Below are 17431 nucleotides of genomic sequence, written 5' to 3'. Positions count from 1 at the left end.
TTTAGCTAAAGTATATGATTGAGTGAGCACTAAATTAGTTTCTTATAATCAAATTGTACTTCAGGATACACCACAAAGCCCTAAACCCATCTCTCCATCCTATCTTTTTACCCTCCTCATAAGTCCTGCCATAGTAGGATATTCCTACCTCATATATTCTTACTCCTTTAATTTTCGAAACTTTGGCAGTAACTTCCGGCTCGAATCCAAATCGATTTTCTTTTAGGTCAATTTTTTTGAGAAGGTCTGATTTGAATAATTTATAACAAGTTTCCATGTCCGTCAGATTGATATTCGTAAAGAGATTGGAGACAAAAGTCAAAAACTTATTGCCCAGACTATGTACAAAAAACAACACCCGATGAGGATGGCTACCCATAAATCTGGATCCATATACCACATCTGCCCTCCCTGCAAGCATTGGTTGTAATAAGTTGTTGTACTCATGAGGGTCATATTCAAGATCAGCATCTTGTATAATGATATAGTCTCCAGTGGCATTTTTTATACCAGTCCGGATGGCACTACCTTTTCCTTGATTTATAGTATGCCTTAATAGCCGTATTTGTGATGTACCATGTTCCTGAGTATATCTATTTAATTCTTTAACAGTATGGTCAGTAGAACCATCATCAATGACGATAATTTCAAGATGCCCGGCACCCTCTAACTGCACAGATGCCAACTCAGATAGTATCCGATATATAGTTTGACCTTCGTTGAAAACAGGTATGAGCACTGTTAAAATATAGGAGGAGTTATTCGAAAAGGATGCTGACATCTCTAGTCTCAATGGAGGTGGGGCAGAAAATGGTAAGTTTGTATCAATATAAAGTCCTTTAAAGTAGGCTCAAACATATTAAATATTTTTTTAATTTTACATGATTTTTTAATCTATAGCTCATGGAACCCTCACGGTTATTGATATTTATAGTAGCATATAATGCTGAAAGGCATATTGAGAAGGTGCTCGACCGGATCCCAAAGGAGAAATTAAACAAGTACGATTATGAAATCCTGATCATCGATGACCAGTCAAAAGACTCCACTTTTGAACGGGCTCTTGCTTATCAAAAGGCTCATCCAGAAATCAATCTCACTGTCTTATATAATCCTCAAAATCAAGGGTATGGAGGCAATCAAAAACTGGGGTACCACTATGCCAAGATCCATCAATTTGATGTCGTTCTGTTATTGCACGGAGATGGTCAATATGCCCCTGAGGAGTTTGATCGATTGGTTCTGCCCATCGTCGAAGGAGACGCCGACGCCGTGTTTGGCTCCCGGATGTTGAATAAAAAGGACGCCCTTAAGGGCAAAATGCCTTACTACAAATTTGTAGGAAATATCATTTTGACTAAAATGCAAAATCGAATTTTGCATACCAATCTATCGGAATTTCACTCTGGTTATCGCGCTTACAGAGTGAATGCACTCAATAGATTACCCATCGAGCGCAACTCCAACGATTTTCACTTTGATACACAGATCATCATCCAGTTGGTAATGGGTAAGATGAAAATTCATGAAGTACCCATACCTACCCATTACGGTGATGAGATCTGTTATGTCAATGGCATGGAGTATGCTTACAATATTATTAAAGCTTCGATCCACAGTAGGTTGCAGCAAATGGGTATATTTTACAAACGCGAGTATGATCTGGATGACGCAGATTTTCCCTATCAACTTAAGTTGGGGTATATGTCTTCCCATACTATGGCCATTGCTGGCATTGAAGATGGATCGAAGGTCTTGGATATTGGAGCTGGAAAAGGCTTGATAGCTCGGGAATTGCTCAAAAAAGGATGTAAGGTCACAGGGCTAGACCAATTGGCTATCGTGCCCCTTGAAAATTTTACTGATTACATTCAATTGAATTTTGACAATCAACCTCTTGACCTTAATATGGACCAATACAATTACATTATTGCATTGGATATTATAGAACATCTCAGTTCACCAGAAGCATTTTTAGATCAAATCAGATTTAACACCCGGCTTTCTAAAACTAAAATCATTCTTACTACTCCTAATATTGGTTTCATCATTGTAAGGCTTCAATTACTTTTTGGTGGATTTAATTATGGAAAAAAAGGAATACTGGACTATACGCATAAGAGACTGTTTACTTTTAAGTCCTTAAAAAGACTATGTGAGCAATCGGGATACAAAGTTAAGGTTCAGAAAGGAGTACCGGCGCCTTTTCCTGTGGCCATCGGTAATAATTGGTTGTCCAGGTTTTTATTGGAAGCAAATCGGGCATTCATCGGAGTTAGAAAATCATTGTTTGCTTATCAGATTTATGCAGAATTAGAGCCGTTGCCAATGGTAGAACATCTGATGAAATACACCATGCATCAAAGTGAAGAAAAAAGAAAAAATATTGTAAATACCGCCAATACTATTGCATGAGTTCTAAGAAAAAAGGTAAACTACCCAAAAAAGACGATGTCCCAACGCTATCAAAGAAAATCAACTTTGTGTTTCTTCGACCTGAATCCTCTCAGCTGGAAGCCACCTATAAAAACCTCATGTCAAATAACTTGCTTGCCGATAGCTCGATTTATATTATTGACGAAAACGGATTAAATAAATTAAACGCTGAGATTGACGGTCATATTCTGCTCAAAACTATCGATCTTGAAAGCATTGAGGTTCAGGGCTCTTTTGTAATAATTGATCATACCGATAGCTGTGGTGAAGAAATTAAAAATTGGATCCAGCTTAAAAATCAGGTATTAAAAGAGCAAACACAAAGGATTATCTACCGCCCCAACTGGCTGGATTCATCGATTTCTAATCAGAGTATTTGTGTACCCAGCTCGCATATTAAAGATATACTGAAGTTGATCCAGGATGGAGTTTCTTTAGATGTAATCACCTCATCGATATTTGATCCAACCTTAAAAAGTCAGCTTATACCTGCCGCTTCGGCCATGCCAAATTCTTTAAGTTGGATTAATAGGGTTAAATCGAATTTATTGTTTTTTACAAAAGACACTTTACATCAAGTTAAAAATTGGTCCATTTCATCAAAGGTTCAATCCATAGAACATCCAATGTGGAGAGGACTACTAATAGGCCTTCTAAGCTTGTCCTTGATCTATTTGATTATTGGCGGCATACACGCTGGTATTGGTGGCGATGAATTTCGATACTTAAATCAGGCAGAAAAGGTTGGAAAGTTCTATTCTACCTTTGGTAAAGATACCACTGCCTATACCAAAGTTGGGGTAGATCCTCAACACTACAACGGTCAGATCTTTGACAATGTAATCTCACTGATAGGAAAGCCATTTGGACTAATGCAAAATTTCACTTACCGGCATGTATTGACAGGGATCATGACCTGGCTTTGTTTGTTAGCTTGCGCCTTCACTGTAGTCTGCTTAATGAATTATCAAACGGCTGTATTTGCTATGTTATTGATGATATTGACCCCGGTATTTATGGGCAATGGATTTAATAATCACCGTGATATACCCCTGGCTACGGGTATTGCTATATGTATGTATGCTGTCACTCAGTTGAGAAGGCGATATCCTGCATTGAGCAAGAAATATCTTTTTTTGTTGTTATTAGGGATGTTGATTTCTTTTGGTCAAAGGATCGCAGGTGGTTTCATGGCAGCTTTTTTAATGGGAGTTTATGTCGTCATTATTGTTCTGGAACATGGCGATCTTATGAAGTTGTTGAAATTTAATAAAGCTACCTGGACATGGTCTATTGGAAGCGCAGTGACTACCATTTTAGGGCTTGCCTTGTCGATATTGACCTGGCCTTACGGATTGATCAATCCTATAAAAAATGCTTATGAGGTATTTACCCAGTCTGGTAATTTATCGGTGTCATTATACCAAACTTTTGAAGGTAAATACAATCTGTCATCGCAGATGCCTAATTATTATGTGTTTAAATATATGGGCATAACCATCCCCATAATTGTATTGATCTCCTTTGTATTGTTCGTATACTACACCTTAACTAACAAAATTCGCAACCTCGGACTGGTTTCATTGTTTTTAATATTTGCATTTTTATTTCCAGTCATTTATTCTTACTTAAAATTGGGAAATTTTTATGGGAGCTGGAGGCATTTTCTGTTCACTTACCCTTTCCTTGTTATAGGTGCGGCTATAGGATGGAATACTTTAATGCAGTCGATTCCTGCTTTAAAATCTTGTTTCCTGTCCTTGGGGATACTGGCTTTGACGCTCTTACACCCACTTCAATACATCATTCGAAATCACCCGTTTGAATATTTATACTACAATGAAATTGAGGGTGGCCCCAGCGGCGCCTACAGTAAATACGAATTGGATTATTCGCTCAATAGCCTCAAACAAGGATCTGAATGGCTCAAAGATTATATCCGTAAGAATCACCCTAAAGGGACTAAGCTTGTAGTAGCATCCAATGGGGGTTCTGAATTGACCCAGTATTTTAATGGTTTCGATGACAGTGTCTCTACAATTTATACCCGATATTATGAGCGAGGCACTCAGCTTTGGGATTATGCGATATTCCCCAATATGTACATTCATCCATTTCAATTAAAAAATAATATTTTCCCCTCGGGTGACTCACTCCATACTATAAAAATCGATGGCAAACCTCTATGTTTTATTTACAAGAGGAGAAGTACGGAGGACTATCAAGCTGTTCAGGCCTTGAATAAAGGTGACGCCAATTTGGCTGTCCAAAAATTTCAGGCTTATTTGAAACACAATCCTAAAAGTGAATGGGCGTGGTTTCAACTCGCATATATTTTTGCTCAAAATAGTAATTGGGCTCAGGCACAGACCTATGTCACCGAATCTTTTAAATTTCATCCGGAGTTTTTACCTTCCAGGGCATTGCAAGGACTGATTTATATCAATACTAATCGACTCAAAGATGCACAGCCGATATTCGATAAATTGATTGAAGATAAGTATGACTTAGTCAACAGCTATAAATGGAGTGGTATGACTTATGAAAATGAAAAGAATTACAGGAAAGCATTACAACAATATGGTTTTGCCCTTGGCGCTGGCAACCAACAAAAAGATACTTATGCCAAAATAGCAAATTGTTTTAGACAGTTAGGCGATGTCAACCAGGCTCAAAAGTATGAGGCGATGTCGCAGTGAGAGGTCAAATAGTCAATAGTTTATTTCAAATGATCCTGTAAGAGACTCTCTATTCTATCCATGGCAGTATTCAATATATCCGTATCTGCCAGAAATACGATTCTAAAATGCGAAGCATCGGTATGATTGAATCCAGTCCCCGGTACGAGCAATACTTTTTGCTCTGCCAGCAGTTTATACACAAATTCGTTGTCGTCTTTAAAAGTATATCGGGTGAGATCCAGTTTGGGAAACAAATACAGTGCCCCTTTAGGCTTCATGCAGGACATACCCGGGATACTATTAATCCTTTCGTAACTCAGCATTCCCTGGCGGTAAATCCTACCTTTAGGTGCTACCAGGTCATTGATGCTTTGATAACCACCCAGAGCAGTCTGGATTGCAAACTGAGCAGGCACATTGGCACACAGTCTCATACTGGCCAGCAGTATCAGACCTTCTATATAAGAACTTGCTTTGTGCTTCGCACCACTGAGTATGACCCATCCGCTGCGAAATCCGGTGGCTCTATAGTTTTTGGACAAGCCACCAAAGGTCATATAAAAAACATCCTGGTTGAGCGTAGCGATCGGGGTATGTATATGTCCCTCAAACAATATTTTATCATAGATCTCATCTGAGAATATGATCAGGTTTTTTTCGGCAGCCAGGTCAGCGATTTGTTGGAGTATTTCTTTTGGATATACAGCTCCGGTAGGGTTATTTGGGCTGATGACTACGATGGCTTTGGTTTTGGAAGTAATCTTGGTGCGTATATCCTGTAGGTCCGGTACCCAATCACTTTCTTCATCGCAGATATAATGAACCGGTTTACCTCCGGCCAGCGATACGGCAGTGGTCCACAGCGGATAGTCGGGCGAAGGGATTAATATTTCATCATCATCATTGAGCAATGCCTGCAGCGTCATCACGATCAATTCACTGACTCCATTACCAATGAATATATCGTCTATACTTACATCCGGAATGCCGATTTGCTGCGTATAATGCATCACCGCTTTGCGCGCAGGAAAGATGCCCAGGTGATGAGAATAACCCTGCGCTTCCTGTATATTTAAGATCATATCCTGCACGATTTCATCGGGTACATGTAACCCAAATGGAGCAGGGTTGCCTATATTGAGATTGATGATATTGGCACCTGCGAGTTGCATCTCATGTGCCTTGTCAAAAATGGGTCCGCGTATAGCATAGCTCAGCGTAGTGAGTCGATTACTTTTTAAATAAAGTTTGGATGTCGTATCCACTGTATCAGATTTTATCATCAGGGGAGGCGAAATTAATGGAATTGCGTGAGTTTATCCACTTCAGGCATGAATACAAACTTTCCACTAAGAAGATAGATCATATATAAACCTATAAAAAGTTTATCTCGCCGCCTGGTAGATGGCTTTGAGCAGTGATTTTTTTCCTGTGGCATCTCCCAGCACCTGCCAAATCATGATGCCGGAAGCCTTTTGACTGGCAAGGCGAGTCTTCTGTTGGATAGTCGGGGTACCATTATAATAGAGGAGCTTGCCATCAGGCAGCAGCCATTCGTCTACCTGGTCTGCATCCGGATAGGTATTGACTATTTTATCAAAAGACATGCTGATTGCTTTGGATTCTAGTGAAGGCCCATATCCGTAGCCATAAAACGGAACCCCGAGGGTCATTTTGCCTTTTGGGATGTTTCGCTCCTCTCCAAAGTATCGGAGATCTTCTACCGCATGGGTAAAGGTAGCATGAGGCCCGGGTTTGTCCGGTCGCCACGGTCCGGTGCGATCATAGGACATGATATTCACAAAATCATATGCACTCAAAGCAAGATCAGTAAATTGGTTTTTATAATAGACTGCCACTGCTGCAGTGATCAGTTTTTGGTTTGCATGAAGCTTCGATGCCATTTCCACAATAAACTTTTCGTAGTTTTCATCTATATCACTTCCTTCAAGATCCACATCTATACCATCCAGGTCATATTTACGTAATTCACTCAGGATATTTTCTATAAAGCCAGCCCTTTGATCATCCTGCAGTAACCGATGGTATTGAGATTGTTTACTGCCACCGCCCAGTGAAAACAAAACTTTGATATTTCTCTTGTGTGCTTTTCGAATAAAGGGAGTTATAGCAGCCAGATCCTGGGTGAAATGACCCAAAGTGTCAGGATTGAAAAACCATAAATTGATATGAGTGAGATATTTAAAGGATTTGGTATCGGGGTCCGACATCGCCGCTTTTAAAGAATAATAACCAACGATCTTAAATGATGCAGGTTGCACCTGGGCTATTAATTGATAGTTGACAATGATCAGAAGAAAAGTGATCGTAATAAGCTTCATGGTGTATATTCAATAATTTAAATGCAATCTATTATATCTTCAACCGCACTCCATTTTTGTTTAATAATCCGGTAATGCCTACGCACAACAGTGCAAACAATAAAGATTTGATTAATCCAATGCTACCCTCTAACATAAACCCAGGCAAATGAACCCCAATAAGTCTAGTCGTAGCATAGGCGAAATAAGGAATCAGATAACACAGTAACGTATTGGTCCCGGCCGGTCGGACGATGGCAGTCCAGGCATCCCGGCCATATACATCTACCATCCAATAGATAACCATGAAAGCGATGATGGTAAAAGCACTGCAGAGAAACAACCATGCTGGTGTAGCACCTAATTTGGCCAATCCCCAATAGGGTCGGGTCAGCACGGATAATACGATCAAGACTGCAGAAAAAACCAGTAAGGTAATGGTCAGCTTTTTATCATCATCCTTGTTTCTAAAATATTGAAATATATAAGCGGTCAGAACACCTCCCATGGTCAGGCCTGTCAAGGTGCCTCCCCGGATAGCATCAGGGATAAAGGATAAAGATGCAGGCAGCATACCTGCATGTGAAACCATACTCAGGATAGCAAAAAAGATCCAGGCCCCGGCAATGATATAAAAATTGTCTTTTGCAAATACGGTCACTAATCCACTGGCCAAATAAGCCCACCCTATCAATCCAAGTATGCCCCACCAATGAGGTGCAAAATATTCTATATTGGGATCTTTACCTCCTCGATAATAGTAGGCCAAAATCAGCAAAGTGATCACACCTATCATTTTTGAAATATTTGCCAGAAATTTGTTGGCATTTTTGCCCTCTACATTCCAGATTAAGATAAAAGACAGACAACACATCGTATTGTATAGCAGGCGAGGCAAGCCGGATGCTGTGGCATTGATGCTTTCACCGTTGACTAAAAACACACCCATTATTAATAAAGCAAGGGTTCGCGTCAATACATGTTGCACCAACTGCCAGGTTGTATCCCCTTTTTGTTTCCTGGCTTGCAAAGCAAAGGGCATCGACATTCCTACAATAAATAAGAATGCAGGAAAAACGGTGTCTGCCAGTCCAATACCATCCACCCCATGCTCTACATGTCCCAGCCAGGCCGGAATGTTTTTTAAAGACCAGAGATCATTGACAAAGATCATGAGGATCATAGTGAGTGCCCTGAGGATATCAATGGAGTTGATCCGGGTAGCTATTGAGGAGACGCTGGTAGCCATTTTTATAGATTTTTTTAAGTATCCTCAATAAAAATAATTAAAAATTCAATGGATACATTGGCTATTTAAAAAAGAGCATAAGATCGGTTGTGGTGACAAATATTTAAATTGGAAGGGATAGTTATCAAATCAAGCTTAAGATTCCGGTTTATGATCACTCCCTGTTTTAAAAACATATTTGGGCACCATGCTTGAAACCCTAATCTAATTGAATCAAAATACAATATCCTCTTTCAACATTAACTTGTGTAAATTGAGAATGCAATCTTCCATAATAAGGATATCATGATCAAAGTCAACTATCGTCCATGGCCCTTCTAAGGCACTAATTACTATTTTTTTCTCCTTGGTCAATACCCAAACCACCTTTTCAGCTCCAAAATCGAGTAATTTTTTTGATTTAGAGATAATGTAATCTGTGTCAGTATGATAAGGGGTATCCGAAAGGTCAACTTTGGTGTCAACTTCAATAGCAATTATAGGGGCCACATCAAAATACTGGTCTTTAATAGGATGCCTCAGTTTTCGAAAAATTGCGATATCATTCGACAGATTAGTGCCTTTATTTATATGAAGACCAGATTCATTGGTGGCCAATATGTAATTTTTACGATCTATTTGACTGAAAAGATAACCATGTATCAGACTTACTAATACCGCTTGTAATGCACTGCTACCCATAATATCATCAGGAGTTTTATTTCCAAGTATTACTTCTTTATATCCTTTGTAAGGCAAAGCAAAGCCATCAATTTCCTCGAACACCAGGTAAGAAGCAATTTTTGTATTTTTCTTTCTTCGATTTTCTAATACAAGCATGTAAAATTATAGATGTACTACAAATTTAAGTAAAAAACTCGCACACTGCATTCCAAAACAAAGAGTCTAATCCACAATAGCTTTTTTAAAATACTCCTCTACTTCTTCTTTGCTCAGGGGTTTCATCGGGCTCGCCAATCTGAATCCCACATAAGGTGAGTCGGTGTTCCACCACTTGCTTTTAGGGATCTGTGGATCTCTCACCTGCCACCTGGGCTCTGACTTGAGTCGGTAGGAAGGCAATAATTGATCGGTATCATCATCTACATAGGATCCACCTTTGACTGTGCGGCTATGTTTTTTTGAAGGTATCATCCACGGATTGGAGGTTTGATCAGCTAACAATTTATAATAATCTGTCCTATAATCATCGGCTGTCCATTCGGCGACATTGCCCAGCATATCGTACAATCCCCAGGGGTTAGGCTTTTTTTCGCCTATTTTGTGGTACTTATCATCGGAATTTTCATAGTACCAGGCATAATCACCGATGGCAGTATCATCGTCACCAAAAAAGTATTTCGTGCTAGTGCCTGCGCGACAGGCATATTCCCACTCTGCTTCGGTAGGCAATCTATAAAATCGACCGGTTTTAGAGTACAGCCAGCGACAATATTTGAGTGCAGCTTGCTGCGTCATGCTGACCATTGGATATCCGCCCCGATCACCCATACCGAAGGTAAGATTGACATATTGAGGGGTTGGACGGGTGACGGCATCAGCTTTATACGTAATAGCCGGATTGGTGCTTTCATCTTTGTCCTGCTCACGCTCCTTAAAACAATTAAATTCATCAAAAGTCACTTCGTAGATGCCTATATAAAAAGAGTCGAGGCTGACCATGATTTTTGAAGGCCCCAGCGTAAGTGTTCCACCAGGGATAGGTTTCATCTTAAAAGAAAATGGAGTGCCGGGAATGGTTTGTGTTAATTCATCAGATTGTGCCTGCAGATTGAAGCCTGCCACCACCAAACAAATTGCCAATAAATACGATTTAGTCATGGATAGATATAAAATTAAATACGCAAAGATATTGGCTTAGTTTCATTTGTTACTTTTATTCCATGATATTGGACAAAATTTCATGGTAGCCTCTTGCTTTATGAAAGGCTAGTATCGTTTTGAATCAAATCTTAAGCTTGAAAAAGTATCCAAGGCTAAATAACAAGTTTTATCAGCGAACTGATGTGGTACTGATATGCGAGGAACTTATCGGAAAAGTGTTGGTTTCCCGGATAGATGGTGTCCTTACTTCAGGCATCATCGTGGAGACTGAAGCTTATCGTGGCCCGGACGATCGGGCTTGTCATGCGTATGACTATCGCCGTACGCCAAGGACGGAAATCATGTATGCTGCCGGTGGAGTGGCTTATATCTATTTATGTTATGGTATTCATCATCTTTTTAATGTGGTGACCGGTCCGATGGATGCTGCTCATGCAGTGCTGATCCGGGCTCTGGAGCCACTGGAAGGCATAGATACGATGTTAGAAAGGAGGCATATGAACCGATTGGATTATAAAGTAACCCGTGGACCGGGGGCATTATCCATGGCGATGGGATTCAACAGTAAGCAGTCAGGATCCAGCTTGATTGATAAAGATGCGTGCTTTTATATTGAAGACAGAAATATGCTCTTACCATACCTTAAGATAGTATCTGGCCCTCGTATAGGAGTAGAGCGTGCCGGTGAGGCGGCATCCTGGCCCTGGAGATATTATGTTCAAAACAATAAATTTGTAAGCGCCAAAAGATCATGATTTCAACAGGACCTACCAGGATAAAACTGATCATATTAATTTGTTGCATAGGTATTCTATTGTATTGTATGGTCATAAATAATGAACCTATGGGACTTCCTTCGGATGGATGTTACTTTAAGTCTTCCTTTGGTATAGCTTGTGCCGGCTGTGGAGGAAGCCATGCGATACAAGCATTTTTTCATGGTCATTTCGTTGATGCCCTAGAGTTTAATCTGCTTTCTACAGGCATGGTCATATTGGCGCTGGTGATTCCTTTTATCCTCATGATAGACCTGTTGTTTAAGACTAGATGGTATGACTTTATCTACACCCAAATAAGCAAAGCTTTAAAAATAAAAAAGTTCAGCCTGGTCCTGGCCGTCGGATTGATTATTTTTTGGATGTATAATAGCTGGAAGTATAGATGAAAATAAAGGATTCAAAATGGTCGTAAGTTTGTCTATCTATTGGATGAATAAAATATTATTTTTTTAATCCTCTACGACCAATCATCTTTGTGGTTTAATTAGGGTGAGCGCAGTAACATGTTAAATTTTAATACAAAAGAATCCAGGTGGAAAATATATCTATCAGCTGCGGGAGCACTCGTAATGATATTGTCCATGTTTTATGTCAACTACCTGGCCAATAAGCTAAAAGACATAGAACGGACCAGTGTAGAGTTGTTTGTAAAGGCACAGGTCGCAGTAGCCAAGGCAGGCAATGATTTTAATAAAGATGTCAATTTTGAACTCCAGGCTATTGAAGCTAACCAAACACCCATCATCGCCACCGACGAAAATGACAATGTGGCCCTGGGACGCAACTACGGGTCGATCAAGGATACAGACAAAGTATTTCTCAACAAACGATTGATTAAGTTGAAAAATCAGGGCATACAGCCTATCAAGTCTGAGCTCAACAATGTTTATTTTGAAAATTCCAGAGTATTGCGATGGCTCAAGTTCTTTCCACTCATCCAATTAATGTTATTGCTTGGATTCCTTACCCTGGGGGCTATCGGCTTTGGGGCCAGCCAACGAGAACAACAAAACAGGGTATGGGTAGGCATGGCAAAGGAAACAGCACATCAACTAGGCACTCCCATTGGCGCCATCGTAGCCTGGGTCGAAAACCTCAAACTATTATCCTATGATGATCCTGAAAAAATGGAACTCCTGGATGAACTCAGAAGTGATGTCACCCGACTGGAACTCATAGCCGAGCGGTTTTCCAAAATAGGCTCCAAGCCCAATCTTGAAAAAACCAATCTCAATCAACAACTAGACCAATGTCGATCTTATATGGAAAAGCGTGCTTCCAAAAAAGTGCGCTTCGACTTTCCGGATCCCAATGAAAATGTAGTTTTTGCCAATATTAATGCTCCTTTATTTGATTGGGTAATGGAAAACCTGATGCGAAATTCACTGGATGCCATGGATGGTACCGGCACCATCAAAGCAGAGATCTATCGGGACGAAGAATATATCAGCATTGATCTGTCCGATACAGGTAAGGGCATGTCCACCAGCCAGTTTAAACAGGTATTCGAGCCGGGTTATACTACCAAAAAAAGAGGCTGGGGTCTTGGCTTGTCCCTGGCCAAACGCATCATTGAAAATTATCATAAAGGTAAAATATATGTAAAAAAATCAGTGATTGGCACAGGGACTACCTTTAGTGTGAAATTGCCGGTATAAAATTTGAAAAAAGTTTTCTGTGCTTAGCTTAACTTCATCTTTATAATAAATGAAAAACTTATTTTAACTCTAATAATTATATTCTATGGTAAAACTTTTGATATCCCTCCACATCGCTGTCATTGGCCTTTTCTCCTATCTGTATTCTTTTGATAACGCACGAACAGTACCAATGCATGAAGTAACGCTATGTCATACACAACCTGAAATAGACGGCATGAAGCAGTTTGCTTTGGATCCTGCCTTTCAGGCTTTGCATCCCAGCCCGATGGCGATTGACTATCAAAGTTTGGGTCAAGCGGTCTCATTTAAAACTGCTGATGGGGTCGATGGTACAGGCTATCTGGTTAAAGCCAAAAAGAAAAGTGACCAATGGCTCTTCGTCTACCAGGAGTGGTGGGGTTTGAATGACTTTATCAAAAAACAATCAGATACCTATTATGCAGACTTGGGAGAAAATGTAAATGTGCTGGCCATTGATCTCTATGATGGTAAAATCGCAGTCACTCCCCAGGAAGCCGGCAAATTGGTATCTGAGGCTAATGAGACGAGACTGGAATCCATCATCAATGGGGCTGTAGGTTTCGCAGGGGCCAAAGCCAAAATAGCCAATGTCGGGTGGTGCTTCGGCGGCGGTTGGTCATTAAGATCAGGGTTGTTGGGTCGTCAGCACACCATAGGTACCGTGATGTATTATGGCATGCCTGTAAAAGATGTAGAAAAATTAAAAATGCTGAGCGGAGATGTCCTGGGTTTATTTGCCACAGAGACCCGCATATCAAAAGAAGTCATCGAAGAGTTTGCTTCAAATATGAAACTTGCTGATAAATCTCTTGAATACAAAATTTTTAACGGAGTCCATGGTTTTGCCAATCCTAGCAACCCAAAATATGATGAAGCTTTGGGCAAAGAAGCCTATGCCATGTCATTGCAATATTTGAAGAAGAAATTTAAATAATCATGATGATAAAGACAATCCGGGCGATTGCCTTGGCTATGGCGGCTATGGCCCTGAATGCACAGACCAGTCAGTCAATTGAGGTAATCAAACTCCAAAACGACCAGGGATCCCTCCTCGCATATACCCCAACTTCAGGTATCAAGATACTAACTGTACACGGATTAAAGTTTAAAGATCTCAACCGCAATGGTGTCCTGGATATTTATGAAGATTGGCGAAAGCCGGTAGAAAAAAGAGCAAAAGATCTGGCTTCCAAACTGTCTATACCACAAATAGCAGGCCTCATGTTGTATAGCGCCCATCAGGCTATACCTGCCAGGCCGGGTGGATTTATGTCAGGTACTTATAATGGAATGCCCTTTCCACAAAGTGGTGCCAACCCTGAAGCACTCACAGACCAACAAAGGCAATTTTTAGAAAATGATAATTTAAGGCATGTCTTGATTACTACGGTTGCCTCACCAGAGGTGGCAGCTAAGTGGAATAATAATGTACAAGCTTTCTGTGAAGGCATAGGGATGGGCATCCCAGCCAATAATAGCTCAGATCCTCGACATGCTCCTGTAGCCAGCGCTGAATATGACGCTGCATCTGGCGGTGAGATCTCTATGTGGCCCGGATCTCTTGGAATGGCTGCAACTTTTGACCCTGAAATGGTGAAAAGATTTGGACAGGTCGCAGCCATCGAATATCGTGCTTTGGGTATCACCACAGCGCTTTCGCCTCAGATCGATATAGCGACTGATCCCAGGTGGGCTCGAGTCAATGGCACTTTTGGGGAGAATCCTTTTTTGTCAGCCTCCATGGCACAAGCTTATTGCGACGGTTTTCAAACATCTGGTGCTGAGCGAGAAATCAAAAATGGCTGGGGGTATGGAAGTGTCAATGCTATGGTAAAACATTGGCCGGGAGGTGGCTCCGGCGAAGGGGGCCGTGATGCACACTACGCAATAGGTAAATATGCGGTCTACCCATCAGGAAATTTTAAATCCCATTTGATTCCTTTCGTCAAAGGTGCATTCAAATTGCAAGGTAAAACCCGAATGGCATCGGCGGTAATGCCTTATTATACTATCTCCTGGAACCAGGACCAACAAAACAAAGAGAATATAGGTAACAGTTACAATAAACATCTGATCACAGAACTTCTACGAAAGAAATACAAATTTGATGGAGTAGCGTGTACCGATTGGTCTGTGACTCATGATCACAATGTAATGGACTCTTTTATCGATGGCAAACCCTGGGGTATGGAGACGCTCTCTGAGGCACAGCGTCATTATAAATTATTAATGGCAGGAGTAGATCAATTTGGAGGGAATAACCAGGTACAACCTATCCTGGATGCTTATGAGATAGGTGTCAAAGAAGTCGGTGAAACGAATATGAGAGCTCGCATGGAAGTCTCAGCAGTTCGCTTACTGAAAAATATATTCAGAGTTGGATTATTTGAAAATCCTTACCTGGATTTCAATGACACAAAAAATACGGTCGGCAAGTCTTCCTTCATGAAAGAGGGATACAATGCACAATTGAAGTCAATCGTCATGCTGAAAAACAAGTCAAATGTCCTGCCTTTGACCCCAGGTAAAACAGTTTATGTTCCGAAAAAATTTACCCCCAAAAGCAGAAATTTCCTTGGTATGGAAACTCCTGAAAAACTAGACTATCCTGTCAATATGAATATTTTGAAAAAGTATTTTAAAGTCACAGATCAGCCTCAGGCAGCAGATTATGCGGTGGTATTTATAGAAAATCCAAAAACAGGAATCGGATATGACAAGACAGATGCCGAGCATGGAGGTAATGGGTATTTGCCAATCAGTTTACAATACAGTCCCTATACTGCTGCTACCGCCAGAGAGATCAGCATTGCAGGAGGAGATCCTTTAGAGACTTTCACCAATAGATCTTACAAAAACAAATCAGTGACGAGCAGTAATATCACAGACCTGGCTATGGTGATAGATACATATCATAAGATGAATGGCAAGCCGGTCATTGTCTGCGTAGCTATGGACAATCCAATGGTGTTCTCCGAATTTGAAAAGCAAGCTGATGCTATTTTAGTTGGGTTTAGAGTTCAGGATCAGGCATTATTGGATATTCTGATTGGAAAATCACAACCAAGTGGTTTATTGCCTGTGCAGATGCCTGCCGATATGCAAGTAGTGGAATCTCAAAGTGAAGACTCTCCCGGAGACTTAAAATGTCACATAGACTCTGAAGGGCATGTTTATGATTTTGGATTTGGTCTCGATTGGAAAGGGATCATCAACGATGCCAGGACAATCAAATACGCTAAGCACTGAACCCCAGGGAGTAGAATAATTACATGAAGATTTAATCAGAGCTTAATCACCACCTCTTTGATCCGTTGTCTTTTCCAGGTATAGGTGATGTGCAACAATCCGTCCTTATCCTCAATCATGTAGGGATATGAAAATTCCATCCCTGCATCATCTTCCAAAGTATAGATCATCTTAAAATCGGTCCCATTGTCACTAATCGCTACATTTAATGGTGATCTTCCTTCTGTAGTATGGTTATAGACCAGTGCTATTCTGCCATCCCGGAGGGTCATAGCATCAATGCCGGAATTTGGATTAGGAAGATTTAAGATTTTGCCGGGTGACCAGGTTAGGCCCTGGTCATAAGAATCTGAGATCACAATATGACCGATCTGGCTGGTTGATCTGGCGTATAATCTCAGATGTTTTTTACCCAGGGTGACGATAGATGGTTGTATGATACCATAAGTGTGCTCCCAATCATTGGCTCCGCTGTCATGTCCTTCTGACTCACGTGCTTTTGGTCTGGGTACAGTGATCGGACCTATCTTTTTGAAGGTCACACCATGATCTTTGCTGCGTTCTATCCAAACCGCCCAGTTTCTATAACTTTCCACCGAAGTGCCACTGACTACTATTCCATTTTTAAGGACCAGGGGCTTGGTTCTGATCGGACCGTACCAACCAGCCGGCAGATATTCGGTCTCTGACCAGGTAGTTCCATCGTCAAGGCTAGATCTCCGGGCAGCCGACCATATCGAAGGATGCGTGCCGTATTTGTAATAAAACCACAACTTACCATCATTTGTATAAAACAGCACTGGATTATAACAAGGTGTATTGTTTTCCTTTGCCAACACCTGAGGAGCAGACCATTCCGAACCGTGTTTTATTGACCACCAAATGGCTACATCAGGATCGCCTTCCCGGGTGCCACCAAACCATGCAGCCATAAAATCACCATCGGAGGATTCGACCAGGGTCGATGCATGGCAGGATAAAAATGGAGCCTCGGTAAAAATGTACTGAGAGCTGATGATCTGCGACTTGAGTGCTACGATTAAAAAACAACAAACTATCAAACAACCCAATCTTATTCCCGGCCTATGACTTAATTTCATGCTTTGAATATACAGTGAAAATATTATTTTCGATGGTAGGAGGCCTCCTGGACAATGGCCTCCTTAGTCTTCCGTCATATAAATAGTAATTTTACTTAATATAGAATCAC

At 40.8% G+C, this 17431-nt stretch carries 14 protein-coding genes; 7 read left to right on the top strand and 7 right to left on the bottom strand.

Translation table 11 applies throughout. The features are described from left to right. Positions 1-34: 34 nt before the first annotated feature. Positions 35-781: a glycosyltransferase family 2 protein gene (locus IPJ09_12520; protein MBK7372242.1), complete on the bottom strand. Its 747-nt coding sequence runs from the start codon at positions 779-781 to the stop codon at positions 35-37. Between the two features lie 122 nt (positions 782-903). Between IPJ09_12520 and IPJ09_12515 the strand changes: the two genes are divergently transcribed. Both IPJ09_12515 and IPJ09_12510 read left to right on the top strand, forming a co-directional pair. Further along, a complete protein-coding gene (locus tag IPJ09_12515) occupies positions 904-2415 on the top strand; it encodes a glycosyltransferase (GenBank protein ID MBK7372241.1) in 1512 nt (503 codons plus the stop codon). Next, positions 2412-5135 (top strand): hypothetical protein, encoded by a 2724-nt coding sequence (locus IPJ09_12510; protein ID MBK7372240.1) that lies wholly within the window; start codon positions 2412-2414, stop codon positions 5133-5135. Before IPJ09_12515 ends, IPJ09_12510 begins: the two co-directional genes overlap by 4 nt. 20 nt (positions 5136-5155) lie before the next feature. On the opposite strand, the gene IPJ09_12505 is transcribed toward IPJ09_12510, so the two are convergent. The 5 genes from IPJ09_12505 to IPJ09_12485 all read right to left on the bottom strand — a co-directional run bounded on the left by IPJ09_12505 (position 5156) and on the right by IPJ09_12485 (position 10508). Beyond that, a complete protein-coding gene (locus IPJ09_12505) occupies positions 5156-6400 on the bottom strand; it encodes a pyridoxal phosphate-dependent aminotransferase (GenBank protein MBK7372239.1) in 1245 nt (414 codons plus the stop codon). Positions 6401-6502: 102 nt separating this feature from the next. Then, the gene (locus IPJ09_12500) at positions 6503-7459 is read right to left on the bottom strand and encodes a hypothetical protein (protein MBK7372238.1); all 957 of its coding nucleotides are present in this window, start codon (positions 7457-7459) and stop codon (positions 6503-6505) included. Positions 7460-7490: 31 nt separating this feature from the next. Beyond that, complete coding sequence (locus IPJ09_12495; protein ID MBK7372237.1) at positions 7491-8687, bottom strand: DUF5009 domain-containing protein; 1197 nt, start codon at positions 8685-8687, stop codon at positions 7491-7493. Positions 8688-8900: 213 nt separating this feature from the next. After that, on the bottom strand, positions 8901-9506 hold the full coding sequence (locus IPJ09_12490; GenBank protein MBK7372236.1) for a Uma2 family endonuclease: 606 nt from the start codon (positions 9504-9506) through the stop codon (positions 8901-8903). Positions 9507-9572: 66 nt separating this feature from the next. Continuing rightward, positions 9573-10508 carry an SUMF1/EgtB/PvdO family nonheme iron enzyme gene (locus IPJ09_12485; protein MBK7372235.1) on the bottom strand — a complete coding sequence of 312 codons (936 nt, stop codon included), beginning with the start codon at positions 10506-10508 and terminating at the stop codon, positions 9573-9575. Positions 10509-10645: 137 nt separating this feature from the next. On the opposite strand from IPJ09_12485, the gene IPJ09_12480 reads away from it, so the two are divergent. From IPJ09_12480 to IPJ09_12460, 5 genes are all read left to right on the top strand, one after another. Then, positions 10646-11266, top strand: a complete 621-nt coding sequence (locus IPJ09_12480) for a DNA-3-methyladenine glycosylase (protein MBK7372234.1) — start codon at positions 10646-10648, stop codon at positions 11264-11266. Next, entirely contained in the window at positions 11263-11676 is a 414-nt protein-coding gene (locus tag IPJ09_12475) for a DUF2752 domain-containing protein (protein MBK7372233.1), read from the top strand. Before IPJ09_12480 ends, IPJ09_12475 begins: the two co-directional genes overlap by 4 nt. 117 nt (positions 11677-11793) lie before the next feature. Further along, positions 11794-12948, top strand: a complete 1155-nt coding sequence (locus IPJ09_12470; GenBank protein ID MBK7372232.1) for a HAMP domain-containing histidine kinase — start codon at positions 11794-11796, stop codon at positions 12946-12948. Positions 12949-13033: 85 nt separating this feature from the next. After that, positions 13034-13906: a dienelactone hydrolase family protein gene (locus tag IPJ09_12465; protein ID MBK7372231.1), complete on the top strand. Its 873-nt coding sequence runs from the start codon at positions 13034-13036 to the stop codon at positions 13904-13906. A gap of 2 nt (positions 13907-13908) precedes the next feature. Then, a complete protein-coding gene (locus IPJ09_12460) occupies positions 13909-16221 on the top strand; it encodes a glycoside hydrolase family 3 C-terminal domain-containing protein (protein ID MBK7372230.1) in 2313 nt (770 codons plus the stop codon). Positions 16222-16256: 35 nt separating this feature from the next. Here the strand turns inward: IPJ09_12460 and IPJ09_12455 are convergent, their stop codons facing one another. Further along, positions 16257-17321, bottom strand: coding sequence for an exo-alpha-sialidase (locus IPJ09_12455; GenBank protein ID MBK7372229.1), 1065 nt, complete (start codon positions 17319-17321; stop codon positions 16257-16259). Between the last annotated feature and the right edge of the window lie 110 nt (positions 17322-17431).

The sequence above is a fragment of the Saprospiraceae bacterium genome (genome assembly GCA_016709995.1).
Classification (GTDB): domain Bacteria; phylum Bacteroidota; class Bacteroidia; order Chitinophagales; family Saprospiraceae; genus JADJLQ01.
The sequence above is the reverse complement of the archived record's forward strand: the minus strand, read 5'-3'. Positions and strand labels throughout refer to the sequence as shown.